This window comes from Neosynechococcus sphagnicola sy1 (assembly GCF_000775285.1).
Taxonomy (GTDB): Bacteria; Cyanobacteriota; Cyanobacteriia; order Neosynechococcales; family Neosynechococcaceae; genus Neosynechococcus; species Neosynechococcus sphagnicola.
Genome location: NZ_JJML01000037.1, coordinates 1 through 16,556, shown reverse-complemented (window position 1 = coordinate 16,556; position 16,556 = coordinate 1). Strand labels below are relative to the sequence as shown.

General features: G+C 52.5%; 11 protein-coding genes and 2 pseudogenes. 7 read left to right on the top strand and 6 right to left on the bottom strand.

The annotated features are described in order from the left end of the window. Positions 1-32 precede the first annotated feature (32 nt). The 3 genes from DO97_RS21245 to DO97_RS21240 all read right to left on the bottom strand — a co-directional run bounded on the left by DO97_RS21245 (position 33) and on the right by DO97_RS21240 (position 3,876). Positions 33-1,730 (bottom strand): PAS domain S-box protein, encoded by a 1,698-nt coding sequence (locus DO97_RS21245; protein ID WP_052128773.1) that lies wholly within the window; start codon positions 1,728-1,730, stop codon positions 33-35. A gap of 311 nt (positions 1,731-2,041) precedes the next feature. Continuing rightward, complete coding sequence (locus DO97_RS14665) at positions 2,042-2,683, bottom strand: methylated-DNA--[protein]-cysteine S-methyltransferase (protein ID WP_052128772.1); 642 nt, start codon at positions 2,681-2,683, stop codon at positions 2,042-2,044. Positions 2,684-2,697: 14 nt separating this feature from the next. Further along, on the bottom strand, positions 2,698-3,876 hold the full coding sequence (locus DO97_RS21240; RefSeq protein WP_052128771.1) for a response regulator: 1,179 nt from the start codon (positions 3,874-3,876) through the stop codon (positions 2,698-2,700). 266 nt (positions 3,877-4,142) lie between these two features. Between DO97_RS21240 and DO97_RS31335 the strand changes: the two are divergent. From DO97_RS31335 to DO97_RS14640, 4 genes and pseudogenes are all read left to right on the top strand, one after another. Continuing rightward, positions 4,143-5,846: pseudogene (locus tag DO97_RS31335) on the top strand (transglutaminase domain-containing protein). Between the two features lie 276 nt (positions 5,847-6,122). Beyond that, the gene (locus tag DO97_RS14650; protein ID WP_036534787.1) at positions 6,123-7,247 is read left to right on the top strand and encodes a THUMP domain-containing class I SAM-dependent RNA methyltransferase; all 1,125 of its coding nucleotides are present in this window, start codon (positions 6,123-6,125) and stop codon (positions 7,245-7,247) included. Between the two features lie 35 nt (positions 7,248-7,282). Further along, a pseudogene (locus DO97_RS14645) lies at positions 7,283-8,897 on the top strand (NAD(P)/FAD-dependent oxidoreductase). A gap of 498 nt (positions 8,898-9,395) precedes the next feature. Then, positions 9,396-9,845: a hypothetical protein gene (locus tag DO97_RS14640; protein ID WP_036534785.1), complete on the top strand. Its 450-nt coding sequence runs from the start codon at positions 9,396-9,398 to the stop codon at positions 9,843-9,845. A gap of 167 nt (positions 9,846-10,012) precedes the next feature. Here the strand turns inward: DO97_RS14640 and DO97_RS14635 are convergent, their stop codons facing one another. Continuing rightward, entirely contained in the window at positions 10,013-10,261 is a 249-nt protein-coding gene (locus DO97_RS14635) for an IS4/Tn5 family transposase DNA-binding protein (RefSeq protein WP_156120596.1), read from the bottom strand. A 107-nt stretch (positions 10,262-10,368) separates the two neighbouring features. On the opposite strand from DO97_RS14635, the gene DO97_RS24015 reads away from it, so the two are divergent. From DO97_RS24015 to DO97_RS14625, 3 genes are all read left to right on the top strand, one after another. After that, positions 10,369-10,926 carry a hypothetical protein gene (locus tag DO97_RS24015; RefSeq protein ID WP_156120595.1) on the top strand — a complete coding sequence of 186 codons (558 nt, stop codon included), beginning with the start codon at positions 10,369-10,371 and terminating at the stop codon, positions 10,924-10,926. Between the two features lie 37 nt (positions 10,927-10,963). After that, the gene (locus DO97_RS14630; RefSeq protein WP_052128769.1) at positions 10,964-12,523 is read left to right on the top strand and encodes a hypothetical protein; all 1,560 of its coding nucleotides are present in this window, start codon (positions 10,964-10,966) and stop codon (positions 12,521-12,523) included. An 87-nt stretch (positions 12,524-12,610) separates the two neighbouring features. Next, positions 12,611-13,171, top strand: a complete 561-nt coding sequence (locus DO97_RS14625) for a glyoxalase-like domain protein (RefSeq protein ID WP_036534780.1) — start codon at positions 12,611-12,613, stop codon at positions 13,169-13,171. Positions 13,172-13,214: 43 nt separating this feature from the next. Here the strand turns inward: DO97_RS14625 and lysS are convergent, their stop codons facing one another. Then, a complete protein-coding gene (gene lysS / locus DO97_RS14620; protein WP_052128768.1) occupies positions 13,215-14,753 on the bottom strand; it encodes a lysine--tRNA ligase in 1,539 nt (512 codons plus the stop codon). A gap of 153 nt (positions 14,754-14,906) precedes the next feature. Beyond that, a complete protein-coding gene (locus tag DO97_RS14615; protein ID WP_156120594.1) occupies positions 14,907-16,301 on the bottom strand; it encodes a cellulase family glycosylhydrolase in 1,395 nt (464 codons plus the stop codon). Positions 16,302-16,556: the final 255 nt, after the last annotated feature.

The window sequence follows — 16,556 nt, the reverse complement described above, 5'->3', positions numbered from 1 at the left end:
CTAAGATGTCGTTGATTAACAACACCAAGCGTTCACTGGTTTTTATGGGCGATCTCCACTAAAGATTGCGCTTGGGCAGGAATTTCACCCACCACTCCCCCGACAATTAATCCCAAAGAACCCCGAATCGAGGTCAATGGGGTTCGGAGTTCATGACTTACCACCGAGACAAATTCATTTTTCAGGCGATCCATGCGCTTGCGCTCAGTGATGTCACGCACAATCATGGTCACCTCATCCTCGCCGCTGACAACCATCCGAGCTTCAAAATCTCGATTTAATTCATTGATGGGCAGTTGATACTCGAAAATTTGGACATCTCCAGTTTGTAAGGCGCGCTGGAGATAGTGCATTCGCTGTTGGGCAATCTCAGGTGGCAACAGTTCCAGAAAGTTTTGACCAATCGATACATCACCAGTCCGCAAGGTTTGAAAGTCGAGGGGAGCTTTGAAATCTAAATAGGTGCCATCCCGGTGGAGGCGCAGCATCAAGTCTGGAATGGCGTTCAGCAGGGCGCGATTTTTAGCTTCCGCGGCTTGCAGAGCCTGTTCTGCCAGCTTGCGATCGGTAATATCTTCAACATTACCTTCGTAGTAAAGCAGATGCCCTTCACTGTCTCGCACCTCACGGGCATTTTCAGAGATCCAGATCGTACTGCCATCACGTCGGTACACCTGGGACTCGAACTTTGTCACTGCTCCATGCTGCCGCATCGACTCGGCAAAGTGATGACGCCGCTCAGGATCTACATACAGTTGATGTTCAATATCGCAAAGGTTTTTAACCAGTTCTTGGGGACACTCATAGCCGTATATTCGAGCCAGCGCGCGATTGGTACTCAGGTAATGACCATCGGGAGTGGTCTGAAAAATACCGGTAATGGAATTCTCGTAGATGCTGCGGTATTTTTCTTCTACTTGCTTGCGTTTCATTAAAACGCTGAGCTGGACGGCAACCGTAGAAACGAGTTCGATCCATCGCTGGTCTTCCGAGCGGGGGAGAACCATGAAGAACAGCAGCACGGCTAAAACATCGTTCTCGGCAATCATCGGAATTCCCAAGCCAGCTTTTAAGCCATGGGCGATCGCTGCCTGACTACGGGAAAAGCGATCGCTGGGTTCCGTGGTCACATCCTGAATCCACAGGGGTTGTTTCGAAAGCCAAACCTGCCCTGGTATCCCAACCCCCGGCTTAAAGGTCATTTGGGTGCTGAGTCGATTGAAATCAGCGAGATCATCCCCTCGACCATACCAAGCGGGGGTGCGCTCCAGTCGGGTACCATCCCTTCGGGGCAGCCAAGCTTCCCCATAATCCCACCCCGTGACTTCACAGACTTTTTGTAGAGCAACCTTCAGCCCAGTCAGAAAGTCTTGGGACTCGCTAATCGCCTGGGTGAGGGTTTGCAATAACCAGCTTTCTTGCTCGGCCCGTTTGCGAGGGGTAATGTCCCGCACCACACAGTACACCAACCCAGCGGAGCCAAACGAGGTCATCGTCCACGAGAGCCACTTATAAGCCCCTTCTTTGCAGCGATAGCGATTCTCCAGGCAGCTTGTTCCCGCCGTTTCCTGGAGGGCCTGCACCTGGGCGAGGGTTAGGGCGTGGTCATCGGGATGTACCCAGGTGAGATAGGACTGGGAACGGAGTTCCATCTTGCTGAAGCCCAGATTCTTCTCCCAGGCTGGGTTTAGCTTTTGGAAATTACCCTGAGCATCAATGATACAGAGCATATCGGGTGAGAGCAGAAAAAAACAGGCTACTCTCAGTCACCCCGACATGGGTACCAACCATTGCGGGTGATCTACCTCCGAGGGATTGCGCCATGCACCTGAATCACTTAAAACAGCTCATAATTATGACTCTAAATTGGCTTTTATCGATTTTTATTTACAATGATTTAAACCTTTATCTTAAGCAGTCCCTCGGTAACCAATTGTTAAACAGGATACAGTTATCGCAATTCCTCAATGAAAGAGGTACGGCTCCTTGGTTAGCCATTCAGAATGTACCGCATGTCAGTGAGAACCACTATATTGGCTGTCTAGCTGAACTGGGAGGCGTTCCCTTTGGCTGTTGGTGTTGCTTCGCGTTCTAGCAACGCACGTTTGCGATCGCTGCCCCAACGATAGCCTCGCAAGGCTCCATCACTGCCCACAACCCGATGGCAGGGAACGGCAACCGCGAATTGATTGGCGGCACAGGCTCGAGCCACGGCACGCACGGCTTTGGGATTGCCAATCTGTGTTGAGATCGCAGCATAGCTGGTGGTACGACCTAGGGGAATGTCTTGGAGTGCCTGCCAAACCCTTTGTTGGAAAGCAGTTCCTTGAATATCAAGGGGGAGATTTAGCCCTCGCTGGGGTGTTTCGATCCAGGCAATCACCTGGTCAAGCCAATTCTCAACGCTGGGATCCCACTGCCGCAACTGAGCCTGAGGAAATTGGTGTTGAAGTTGGGTGGCTAGTTCCTCGACTGTATCACCCAGATGAATGGCACAGATCCCTTGGGTTGTCGCGGCAACCAGCACCCACCCTAACGATGAGGGTTTGACTGCAAACTGAATTTCCATGCCATTCCCACCCTGCTGATACTCGGTCGGAGTCATGCCTAATAGTCGAGTCGATTGGTCGTAGAAACTGCTGCTGGTCTCAAATCCAGAGGCACCTTGATCAGAGTCTCCCATCGGATTCTCGCTCTCTAATTCACAGCCCTGGGGGTGATGAAATCCCAGGTGGGGAATCCCTGGGCGTGGGAAGCCGTTGATGGCGTACTGGGTCTCATCGCAACGCTCACCAAGGTGGCGATCGCGGCTCCAATGACGGCTGATACCACCACCACTTGCCACCCCGGGAGGGAGGGAGGGGTGGCAGCAGGGACAACGGCCAAATTGGCAGGGGGGAGGTTACCCAACTGTTGCTCGAATTGTTCCAAGCGTTCTAGAATTGGCTGCCAATCCACCGTTGCGGTCGGGCTGAACTGATCTAGTTTGTAGATCATAGCATCCAAGGTAGCCAAGGATTCTGGGGCTAAGGGCAACGACACCGGGGAAGGGATGGGGGGAGACAATGTTTCCAAGTGTTGCTCCATCGCCGTCAATTTTTCCAGCACCTCACCACTCCGATCCAGGGGTATCTCCCCCAGTCGCTGTTCCAGGGCAGCAAACCGTTGTTCCAATACTTGCATGGACTCGGTGTCTGAGCGTTGTTGCTCCAGATCACTCAGCCGCACCAGCACTGCTTCGGTGCGATCGGGGAGAGGTTGCAGATGACTGAGGCTGGCAACCATTTGCTGCTCTAATTGCTCGATACGGGCGATCAGGGGGGTCAAATCCACCACAGGCAGAGCGGGGGGGGGATCGACAGCAGGGGGAGCCGCCACCATTGTTTCGGTCGGTGCAACAGTGGCAAGTACTTCCTTGGCGGGGGCGAGGCTGTCAGCCAAAACCAGAGTTTCGAGATCGGTCATGGGATCGGTTGCCGCTGGGGTGACCGCCACTGCCTCGGGCAACACCGCATTGATGCGTTCCAGTAGTTGTTCCCCCGTTGATTGTTTGTGGAGAAATTCAAACCCTACAAAGGGGTGGCCAAATTTTTTAGAAACTTCTTCATAGCTACTAGAGATTACAATCACGGGGGTATGAACAAACTTCGGCTGATCACGCAGGGCTTGGTAAACTTCATACCCATTCATCCCCGGCATCACAAAGTCCAGCAGAATCAGATCGGGATTGACTTCCTCCGCAACCGCCAAACCAGTCGGGCCATCTTTGCCTTCATAGACTTCAAAGCGATCGCCGGATAGTTGCTCAAACAACAACCTTCGAGCCATCAAACTATCATCAATCACCAAAACTCGATGCTTCTGTGCTGTTTCCATTGCCCTCCCGCTCCCCCTGTCTTGTGTATGCACAATCTAGCGAAATATTGTTGATTTGATCTCCCATATTGCAGGGGTCTTCCCCGCTTGACAAGCCACCTCCATTACCATCTCAGATTTTCCCCAGTTGATCGCTGCTTTCCCCCAATTTTTCCCGGATCGGGGTACTCCCCTGACGGCGGCAACCATGGAGATGATTTGAATACATTGAACTTGCGGCCTTTCGATTATGATTTAGACTTCCTCGGTAGCTACCCAACAGCCCTATGTCTTCTGCCTACCTCGATTCCGACGCAGCGATCGCTGGTTTACCAACCTCGCTACAGTTTCGCACCGTTCGCCCCTATGCAGCCTATGCTCTGTATGGCCTAACTGCGCTGGGTGGGCATTTATTGGCGATCGACACCCTGCGGGGCTACCTGCTACGCATCGATCCCCACACGGACAACACCACGATTCTGAATCCGTTTCACGTCCAAAATTTTTTGGACGTTACAGGACTGGCGCGGCAGGGCGAGACACTTTGGTTGACCCGTGGGAAGCAGATCTATACCTGTTCCCTTTCCGATCTGAATCCCCAACCGTTTCTCACCCTTCCCGATCTGATCGATGGGATTGCAGTTTCCGACACTACCTTGTATGTGAGCAGTCAGCAGGCTGGCTATATTTGGGTGATCAGCAGTAGCACTGGGAAAAAAATTACCCAGTTTCGAGCACCAGGGGTAGGGGTCGAGAATCTCACCCTTCGGGGGGAGGAATTGTGGGTGTGCGATCGCACCGAGCAAAGTGTTTACTGTCTGGATCGGGCAACGGGAAATTTGCAATTCAGTGTCTTAACTCCCTTCGATTCCCCAACCGGTCTCACCTTCTATCCTGACTCGCAAACGGGGGATTCGATGCTCTATGTGGCCTATGCCAGTGAAGAAGCCTATATTCGAGATGACCCCAACGCAAACCCCCCCCCAACAACTCGAATTTCGCGATCGCACCTTTGTCCATCCCCTGCATTTTGCCTATCACCGGGCGGATCACTATGCCCTGTCCAATGGCTTCTTGATTGAGATGACCTATCTGGAAGAGCTTTCTCCCCTAGAAGCCGTACATTTGCAAGATTTAGAGTGGCGTATTGCCCTGCCCAGCGAAACCCATCGCCAAAAAGTCAGACAGGTGGAAGCGATTGGCCTGCCCTTTACCGAAGATATCCAGGATGGGCAGCGAGTAGCCGTGTTTCGCTTTGATCAACTGACTCCCTTTGAAGGTCGGGTTTTTGGCTGGAAAGCCCTCCTAGAGGTGTGGGGGATCAAGTACCAGCTGACGTACCCGGACGTAGAAAAAACTTCCGGCCCTGTCCCCTGAATTGCAAGCTCGTTACTTGATTGACGATGATGACCTGTCCATGGGGACGGAGGTGATTCAGCAAGCAGCCCGAGAGGCGATCGGCACGGAAACAAACCGACTGCGCCAGATGCTGCGGATTCGCAACACCGTCTACGATCGCCTGTCTTATTGTATTAAGCCCCATATTGATCAACCTGATGAGGTGTGGGAGCGGGGGACAGGTTCCTGTGGGGAGTATGTGGGAGTTCTCCTAGCCCTTGCCCGGTTAAATGGCATTGCCTGCCGTACCGTAGGACGCTATAAATGTCCCCCCCATGCCGATCTTCGCGGCATTCCTCTCCAGCCTGACTTTAACCATGTGTGGCTGGAATTCTACCTCCCAGGCTTTGGCTGGCTGCCGATGGAATCCAATCCCGATGATATTGTCGAGGGAGGCCCCTATCCCACGCGCGTTTTTTATGGGGCTGCCCTGGTCCCATGCAGAAGTTGGAAAAGGCATTTCCTTCGAGACGGTGAGAACCCAGGGCAAACGGCTTCAGGAAATCACGGCGGATCTATCCATTGGGGATTTGGCACTCAACCATGTCCGGTTTACCATCCTTGAGGAATTAGCCCCCAGTTCCCCTGATTGAGATCTGACAAGCACCTTTGAGACTACTGGTCATCACTCTGGAAATTCCGGTAGTGCCATGAAGGAAAGGAAGGAAGTGAAATGGCATCCAGCGAGTCCCAGTTGGCGTCGTCATACTGCATTGTAGTGATGCACAAAATTCCAAATAGCTGCGATGTGATTGTCTAACTTCTTGGACAGGTAGACGTTGTCATAGTCAGTGACTCCTGCTCAAAACCTCTTCGGTGCCACTCCCTACTCTATTCTGCCCTTCAGGGCATTACCTTCAAGAGCGAACATGAATCAGTATTTTGCAACGGTTGCCCGGGGTCTGGAAGCACTCGTGGCTCAAGAGTTAGAGCAATTGGGTGCTGATGCAGTGGAACCAGGGTTTTGCGGTGCCGCCTTTGCGGGCGATCGCGCCCTGCTCTATCGCGTCAACCTTTGGGCACGGCTGCCATTCCGGATCTTAATGAAACTCCATGGGTTTCCTTGTCGCGATGCCCAGGATCTCTATAACGGCATCCAGAGCATCGATTGGTCAAGCTATCTCACCCCCGATCGCACCCTGGCAGTGAATGCCACTGGTAAAAATGATCATCTCAACCACACCCATTTCACCGCACTCCAGGTCAAAAATGCCATCGTTGACCAACAACAAGCCATGCTAGGGGAGCGATCGGATGTGGATCTCCAAGAACCCGATGTGCGGATCAATGTTCATATTGACCAGGACACTTGTACCGTCAGCCTCGATAGTTCGGGAAATAGTTTGCACCGCCGGGGCTACCGCCCTGCCGTGGGTGCCGCTCCTCTCAAGGAATCCCTAGCAGCAGCACTGATCCAGCTCTCCGGTTGGCAGCCAGATCAGATGTTTTACGATCCCCTCTGTGGTTCGGGTACCCTCCCCTTGGAAGCTAGCCTCAAGGCTCTCAACATCGCTCCTGGTCTATTTCGAGATCGCTTTGGGTTTGAAACCTGGCGGGATTTTGATCTCTCTTTGTTTGAACAACTGATTCAAGCAGCAGAGGCCAGTCAACGAGAAACCCTGGCAGCTCCTATCTGGGGCAGCGATCGCGAGGGTGCTGTGATTGAGCAGGCGATCGTCAATGCCACAAACTGCGGTGTCCTTAACCATGTCTGGTTTTCTCAAATAGAGCTAAATGACGTGGTTGCTCCCGCAGACAGTGGCGTCGTATTCTGCAATCCTCCCTATGGCGAACGACTGGGGCGAGACAGCGATCTGGCGGGATTCTACAAACTATTGGGAAATGTGCTCAAACAACGGTTCAAAGGTTGGACTGCCTTTGTCCTCAGTGGCAACAAGGAGCTGTCCCAATCCATTGGGCTGAAATCATCCCAGCGAATAGCAGTGTACAACGGAACATTGCCCTGTCAATTAATGAAATATGAGCTGTACTAACGTGCAGTTTTTGCCATCCAGTCGGGATATTGCCTATGTTACGACTCACCGAAATCAAGCTGCCCCTGGATCATCCCCAAGAGGCGATCAAGACGGCTATCCTCAAAAAGCTACAAATCTCTCCAGAGGCTCTGATCCGTTATTCCATCTTTAAGCGTAGCTACGATGCCCGTAAAAAGGAAGAGATTATCCTGGTCTATATTTTGGATGTTGAAACCACCCAGGAACAGTCGCTGCTCCAGCGACTGAAAAAAGATCCCCAGGTGAGGTTGACACCAGACATGGGTTATCACCCGGTGGCTGAAGCACCGAGACACCTTTCAATCCGTCCCATCATTATTGGTACAGGTCCCTGTGGGATGTTTGCAGGTTTGCTGCTGGCACAAATGGGGTTCCGACCGATTATTTTAGAGCGGGGAAAACCTGTCCGCGATCGCACCGTTGACACCTTTAATTTTTGGAAAAAAAAACGAGGGACTGAACCCAGAATCCAATGTCCAGTTTGGGGAAGGTGGAGCCGGTACCTTTTCCGATGGCAAACTCTACAGCCAGGTGAGGGATTCAAAGTATCACGGTCGCAAGGTGCTGACTGAACTCGTCAATGCCGGAGCCTCACCGGAAATTCTCTATGTCAATAAACCCCATATTGGCACCTTCAAATTGGTGGGAATTGTCCAAAATATTCGAGCTAAAATTGCAGCCTTGGGGGGCGAAATTCACTTTCAAAGTCGAGTGACGGACCTGCAAATTGAAAATGGTCAGGTAAGGGGAGTCACCCTCGCCAATGGCAAACAGATTGCCAGCAATCATGTGGTTCTGGCAGTGGGTCACAGCGCCAGAGACACCTTTGAAATGCTCTGCGATCGCGGGGTTTACATAGAGGCCAAACCGTTTTCGATTGGCTTTCGGATTGAACATCCCCAATCTTTGATCGATCGCTGCCGTTTTGGTGACCATGCAGGTCATAAGCTCTTGGGAGCTGCCGATTATAAACTGGTGCACCATTGCCAAAATGGTCGTTCCGTCTATAGCTTCTGTATGTGTCCCGGTGGTCTGGTGGTGGCGGCGGCCTCGGAACCAGGACGGGTGGTGACCAATGGCATGAGCCAATACTCCCGTAACGAGCGCAATGCCAATAGCGCCATCGTCGTTGGCATTACCCCCGACGATTATCCCGGTGATCCCTTAGCTGGAATTGCCTTTCAACGTCGCCTAGAAGCCCAAGCCTTTGAGCTAGGCGGGGGTACCTATGACGCCCCAGGGCAGCTCGTGGGTGACTTTCTTAACCATCGTCCTTCGACGGCCTTCGGCACCGTGATCCCTTCCTATACACCGGGAGTGCGTTTAGGGGATTTGAGCCATAGCCTCCCCGATTATGCGATCACCGCCATCCGTGAAGCCCTGCCCGCCTTCGACCAACAGATCAAAGGCTTTGCCATGGATGACGCTGTGTTGACTGGGGTGGAAACCCGCACTTCCTCACCGATTCGGATTAAACGTCATGAGGATTATCAAAGCGTCAACACCGCAGGTCTGTATCCGGCGGGTGAAGGTGCGGGATACGCAGGGGGCATTCTCTCGGCGGGGATTGATGGCATCAAAGTAGCAGAGGCCGTGGCGTTAAGTATCTTGCGCAACTGCGATCGCTGATGCTGAAGTCTAGGGGCTGCCATCACCTTTTTGCAAGCGTACAGATCCCCAAGCCTTTAATGGCCTGGGTTAAACTGGTACTCTAGCAAGACTATTTTTAGGAGTGAAAGATTTTCTAGCGCAATTTCCCAATGAATCAATGGCAGCTTCTTGGTTAGGATTTCGGAGCCAAGAGTCATGATCACACAACCCGTCTGAATTCTGCACCCTCGATTCTTAGAGGATGTTTTAAAAGGGTAGGCTTTAGCCTCAAATACAACTCAGAGGCGCGATCGCAAACCCTGGAACCCTGATTCTCTCGTATTAGCTTCTAGGTAGCTAGGGTGGTGAAACACACCCTGAAAGACTTTTAAAACATCCTCTAAGCCAGAATCTATCTTCTGGGAGTCAGAACCGCTATAAAAACATTTTCTAATCAGGTTTGTTGAATTTTTGCGACTCATAAAATCAAAATTAGCAACCCATTAGGGATAATGAAAAGGAGCGAATATAAAGCATATGGAGATTAATCTTCGAGAAAAGATTGTGACCCTCTGGATCGTATTTTTATTGGGGCTTCTCTTCCACACTCAACTGGGATTGATGCCACTTTTTCACGGTCTCGATGTCGCGGACTCCCACGCTCAAGGTATGGCAGAGATCGTTCCAATTTTGTGGTTGATGCTGGGCTTTTTTATATTGCCAATGTTTGCGATCGTGGCTACTATTTTTACCAATTCAACGTCTTATCGACGGATTCACTTCGGGCTAACGGTCATTTATACCCTGCTGAATTTTGCCCATCTCCTCGCCGATCTGATGGTACAGCCGATCGCCTGGTATCAGATCTTGTTGATGGTGATTTTGTTCCTGATTGGCATTTTGCTAAACCTGGTTGGATTCCAATGGATGAAAGGGTCAAAAAAAGCCAGAGAACGAGTGCTTCCCTCCCATCCTTCACTGGGTTAGCAAGGAAATCAGGAAGCATAAGTTTGGTCGGGGTCTGCTGAGTCCGAACTTTGGGGACGATGCTACTCTGTTCACGATAGTGTTTAAGTAAGGTTTGGATCAAACTTAAAGCGACTCCAAAGTTTTTTGCTAACTGGTGTTGTGAAATATTATCGGTCTCATACGCGTCAACGATGTTGGAGACGGCGTTGAGTCGCTGTGCTTGTACTCTCTGCTGACAGGCGTGACCAGATCTGTTGCCCTCCGAGTCCCAAAATTTCTGGATTACCAGGGGTTGGTAAACTGATGCCCGGATTTGCTGCCATGGCTGCACCCATGGTGATGGCGCCTTCGTTCCGACGACTATCCCCTAATTCCACGCTTCCCCATTGCTCTATTGCCCATGTTCTCGCGTCTAAACAGGCTTCCAGACTCATTTTCACTACTCTATACGTTTCTTTTGTGAGTCTAGGAGATGTTGGTAATGACAAGCTGCTGCATTCTGTCTGCCATTACTTGGAATTTTGGGAACTTAAGGTTTAGGATGACAGCAAACACCCCTGATCCCCACAGCCTTGGGGCTGCTACTGCCAGACTGGTATCGGCCATGACCCGCGATCGCCCACCTCCAGACCGCCCACCAACCCCCAGACCCCAAACACAGGGGGCAGCAAAATCGCCACCAGAATTGCCCCCCTTGCCCCGTCGCCGCCCGCTTCCAGGGCCGTTGCCCACCGCTGAAATACCTGTGGCCACAATTCCTGTGACCCCAGAGTCGCCGCCTGTAGCCACCCCCAACACGCTGGAACTGCCCGAGGGCGATCGCCCCAATGGAGCGCTTCCCCAGAGATCGCCGTGGAATTGGATCACCCTGACTAGCTTAGGTATCTTGGTCTCTGGGGGAGTGGGACTGCTGGCGGTGGCGTTGTTACTAAAACTGCCAGCGCTGCCCAATTGTCCGGCAATTTTCTGGCCGATGGCCTCAGCGTCGATGCGCCTGTACTGCGCCCAGGTGGCGGCGAACAAGCAAACCGTCGCCGACTTACTGGAAGCCATCTCCTTAGTCAATAGCCTCCCAGCCGATCACCCCCGTCCGCCCTGAAATCAATCAGTATTTAGAGCAATGGTCAACGGATATATTGCGGCTGGCCGAGGAGACCTTTGACCAAGGGCAACTGTCGGAAGCCATGACGATGGTCTATAAGATCCCTGAGAATACCCCTGTCCATCAACAGGTGGCGGGGAAGGTGGCGCGATGGCAGGCCATTTGGTCAAAAGCCGAGAGCATTTACCAAAGAGCCGAGGCAGAATTACGCCAGGAAAACTGGAGACAGGCCTTTCGGACGGGGATGGGGCTGTTGTCCATCGGCAACAGCTACTGGGAAACCACCAAGTATGAAGAACTCAACGGCCTCATTCGTACTGCCAGGGAAGATGGCGTGAAACTGAGGAAAGCCAAGGATCTAGCAGCCCAGGGTGGTTTAGATAACCTGCTGGCGGCCATTAAACTGGCCCAGGAAATTCTCCCCAACAGTTACGTCGCTGAGCAAACCCATACCGCGATCGCCACCTTCGGGAATCAAGTTCTAGCCTTGGCGCAGGCCAGCCTCGATCGCAGAAACTTGCAGCAAGCAACGGACATCGTTCTCAAAATTCCCAAGAGTGCCAACCTGGAGTTAGAGGTTCAGGACTTCATTTTTCTAGCCCAAGCGCAGTCAAAATCCTGGCCGGGACGGTTAGCAGATGTCGAAGCAGCGATCGCCCAAGCTCAACAACTGGGTGTCAATCGTCCATTGTACGACCGTGCCCAAGACCTGGTTACCCGCTGGCAGTTAGAAATCGAAGCGATTCCTGTCCTAGAGCAAGCGCAAACGTTAGCAGCCCGAGGACAAATTGCAGATTTATCAGCTGCCATCGATCAAGCGGGCCAGATTCCCTCCTTTAATCCCCTTTGGAATCGAGCGCAACAAGCTATCGAAGGATGGACCCGACAAATTCAGGTGATCGAAGATCGCCCCCTCCTGGAACGAGCGGTTCAAATCGTCAACAGTGGTGATCTTGCAGCCTTATTAGCCGGAATTGAAGCCGCGAAACAAATTGCTCAGGGGCGGGCACTTTATCCCGAAGCTCAAGGGAAAATTCGCACTTGGACCCAGCAGGTACAGCGACTTCAAGACCAGCCCCTCCTGGATCAAGCGCAGGACTTGTCAAGCAACGGCGATCTAGCCGCTGCCATCGACCTCTTAGAGCAAATTCAACCAGGGCGTGTGCTCTATCCTGATGCCCAGGCACTCTTGAAGCGGTGGCAAGCGACAGTCAAAGGCGAAACCAATCTGGAGAATGCCCGCCGTCTCGCAGAGCCTCAGACCTTAGATGCCTTGGTAGCAGCGGTGCAGATGGCAGATCAGGTTCCTGCGGCCAGCCCCCAGCGGTCAGAGGCCAACCTGCTGATGAATCAGTGGAGTGAGCAAATTCTGAAACAGGCGGAGGCGTTGGCTGCCACCAATCTCACCGCTGCGATCGCCGCTGCAGAGAAAACTTCCTCCCCAGGCCAGCATTTACCGCAAAGTCCAACAGCAGATCCAACTCTGGAAGCAACCTCCAACGCCCGCAGCTACGGGGACTCCCAGTCCTTAACGGTTGATCACCTCCAGGGAAAAAAACCAGTCTCCTCCCTGCCAAACAGGGGCTTATCATAAAGTCAATCCCCCATGCGGGATGCCTCAACTTCATGTAAAACTGTGTAAAACCTTCACTGCCATCTTCACTCTGGCAACTTATTCAAAATGTTTGTTGTGAGTTCTATCCTTGCTCTCTTTCCAGATCTTCCCCTAGACGGCCTCTTCTCAACCCAGGGCATCATGGTGATGCTACTGGGAGCCTATGCCGTCGCCATGTGGATGTTTCTCACCAGTGCCCCGAAAGTTCACACCATGATGGTGTCTGACTTAGAGGTCGCCCAACAGTTCTATGAAGGGCTGTTGAATCTTCCCTTGGCTGAAGTACCGCTCCACTACTACTACAACTATGAGCAGACCCTTGGCACCACGGGGCTAGACCCCCTCTATGCTGGCATGGGACGTCCGGCAGCCCGGGGCGTCGGTAGCTCGGCAGGACTCTGGTATCAGCTGAAAAAGAATACCCAGCTTCATATTATCTCTGGCGCTAGCTTGGGCGAGAAGGATCGTCAACGCCATGTCTGCTTCGATCGCGACTGTTTGGAGCAGGTACTGCTGCGGATTCAGACCCGTGGCATTCGCCATAAAATTCGCCGGGAGAAACCCTTGAACTTTCTGGTGAAAGATATTGATCAGCGGGTGATAGAAATGGCTGAGGTTTCCAACTAGCGGAGCAACCCCTGGGGTTGAATCATCGGGTGATCGTCCTGATTCACTCCTCCTTCTCTGGCTTTAGCAGTGGGAAGGCGATCGCATCCCGAATACTGGCGGCATCGGTTAGCAACATCACCAGGCGGTCAATGCCAATGCCCAGTCCCCCGGTGGGTGGCATTCCATGTTCTAGCGCCGTCAGAAAGTCTTCATCGACGCTGTGGGCTTCCAGATCCCCCGCAGCTTTTTTAGCAGCTTGGGCTTCCAGCCGCTGGCGTTGTTCAACCGGGTCTGTTAGTTCCGAGAAACTATTGGCTGTCTCCCGTCCCACAACAAATAATTCAAACCGTTCCACTAAACCCGGTTGACTACGGTGGGGTTTTGCCAGGGGTGAGATCTCAACGGGATAGTCAATGATGAAAGTGGGCTGAATCAGTGTCTGTTCGACGGTTTGCTCAAAGGCTGTGTTGAGGATATGTCCAATGGACTCGCAGTCTGCGACCCCTGCAATACCGGCCTGCGCCGCCGCCGTCTGTGCCGCTGTCACGGTGTCGAATTGACGGAAGTCAACACCCGTAGCCGCCTGCACCACTTCATGCATGGTGACCCTACGCCAAGGAGGGGTGAGGTCAATCGTCTGTTCTTGATAGGTGATTTGCAGCGTTCCCAGCACTTCTTGGGTGACGGTGGTAATGAGCGCTTCCGTCAAGGCCATCATGTCGTTGTAGTCCGCATAGGCTTGATAGACTTCCACGGAGGTAAACTCTGGGTTGTGTCGAGTGGACACCCCTTCATTGCGGAAGATGCGTCCCAACTCAAAGACCTTTTCAAACCCACCCACAATCAGCCGCTTCAGGTGTAGTTCCGTGGCAATCCGCAGATACAGCGGCATGTCCAGGGTGTTGTGGTAGGTAATAAAGGGTCGGGCTTCCGCTCCCCCAGCCTCGGATTGCAGAACCGGGGTTTCAATTTCAATAAAGCCCTGGGTTTCCAGATACCGACGCATGGCTGCGGTAATTAAGGCTCGCCGCCGGAAGGTTTCCCGTGTCTTGGGGTTCACAATTAAATCCACATAGCGCTGGCGATAGCGCTTGGCAACATCCGTTAAGCCATGCCATTTATCGGGGAGGGGCAACAGGGACTTGGTAAGAATCGTGTAGTCATCAACGTAGACTGACAGTTCGCCCTTTTCGGTGCGCTTGATCGTGCCGTTAACGCCAAGAATATCCCCAACATCGGTGAGTTGCTTAAGCAGATCAAAGGACTGGGGGTGCATGGCTGCCATCCCCTCCTGGATCTTCTGCTTCTCTAGGTAGAGCTGAATCACCCCAGTTTCATCCTGTAAGGTGAAGAACGCCAGTTTGCCAAAGACGCGACGGGCTAAGATGCGACCGGCGATCGCCACGGGCAGATCCACACTCTCGCCAGGGGCTAACTCCGCAAATTTTTCCTGGAGTTGGGCGGCATGGTGGGTAGACTGCCAGCGATAGGCATAGGGGTTCCAGCCCAGCTGTTGCAGTTGAGCCACTTTTGCCAGTCGGGTGGCGCGAATTTCGTCCAGGGTACTTTGAACTTCAGAAGGGGGGCGTTGCTCAGACATGGGAATTAGAAAATGGCAAGGGCTAAACAAGATACTTAGCCTCAATTTCATCACTCTAGTCCGTTCGACCGACCCTTGTCTAACGTGCCTAAAAAAGAGGGCGCTTACCTCCGTCGGCGATCGCCCTCTCAGGTGATCAATTTGGGAATTCAGCTAGTAGGAACCCATTGCAGACACCTGTTTGGGTAGGTAATCACTGCCGATCTTACTAGCACAGAATCCCATCCAATTTACCGTCATCCCAGGTTGGATCACCCGTCCCCAGTCCGGCGGCGTGGCGACATAACGGGAGCCTTGTTGTGAGATCGTGGCATTCCAGATGGTATAAATGGCGGCTTGATTTAGATTGAACGAGAGTTGCCAGTTGTGCGTACTAGTCGAGTTCTGATTTTTCACCTGGAAGTTGGCACAAAAGCCATCCGGCCAATCCGATTGCAAACTGACCGTTGCCTGGAGACCTGACTGTGGTGTGGGCGTGGGTGTGGGTGTGGGTGTGGGCGTGGGTGTGGGCGTGGGCGTGGGTGTGGGTGTGGGCGTGGGCGTGGGCGTGGGCGTGGGCGTGGGCGTGGGCGTGGGCGTGGGTGTGGTCAATAGTTGACTCAGAAGCTGCTGCTTGGCCTGGTAGACAGTCTTCCAATCATCTAAAAGAATGCCCCCCGTATCGCTGCTGTTGGGATTCCAACTCCAGTAGGTGAAACTGAGTTTTTTCTGACCGATATAATTAATAAAACGCTGCTGCCAGATCCCTTCTTTGGAGAGGTTATTTACCTGACGCCCCCCAAATTCACCCACCAGGATCGGTGCAATTTTCTGGGTGGTGATGTAATTAAATCCAGTTTCCCAACGACTATCGAGATTATTCGGGAACGTAGGTTCAGAAAACCAGGGCTGGTTATAGACTCCTGGCCCATATTCGTGGGGCGAATAGACGAGTTTATTGGGCTGTGACAGTTGCACAGGATAGTTCTTGACCCCCTCTAAGTTGCCGCCCCACCAGTGAGACAGCTTCTGTCCAGGGACGTTATTCTCAACCCCTTCCACCACAATTAACCACTTAGGATTCACCCCATGGATGGCATTTCCAGCGCGTTCAGCAGCCAGCCTCCAATCGGTGGCTAAGTCATTTGTGCCCCAACTGGCGCGGCCATGGGGCTCATTTTTGAGATCTGCCCCTATGACATTTGGCTGGTTTTTATAGCGACTGGCGAGCATTGTCCAAGTGTTAATCCAGTCAGCCTCGGTAAAGCCATCTCCGTACCAAAGTTCCGGAATGCTGTAGTCACCCAGTCGATGGCTATCGAGTAAAATTAATAGCCCCAGTCGGTTACTTTCTTGAATTACTAAGTCCATGACTTGCAACGGCGTTTTCCCCTGCAAGCTTTGGTTACTTCCTAAGCTAAAGTTAACGCTACTGATGGACGGAGAGCGTAAGGCTTGCACTGAAAACGGCAGTCGAATGACGTTATATCCCAGACCTTTAATCTGAGCCAGCATATCTTTGTAGTCTCGTGCCCAGAGGCCATGGGGAACATGGACATCTGTTTCCATGCCAAACCAGTTCACCCCCCGTTAAGAGGACTGGGGTTCCCTTGGCATCAACGACTTGTGTCCCTTTAGTTGAGAGGGGGTGGCGATCTGAGGGGGGGTGGTTGCAGCGTTGGTAAGAGGGGGGAAAATACTCAAATACACTCACCAGTGTGAGGGTGAGGGTAAATAACAGGCTAAAGATGAGTAATTTCTGTCGTGTGAGGGTTCCCAGCCGCATCAATGGCAGCCAGCGGAAGAATTTAGACACTGTTTTWA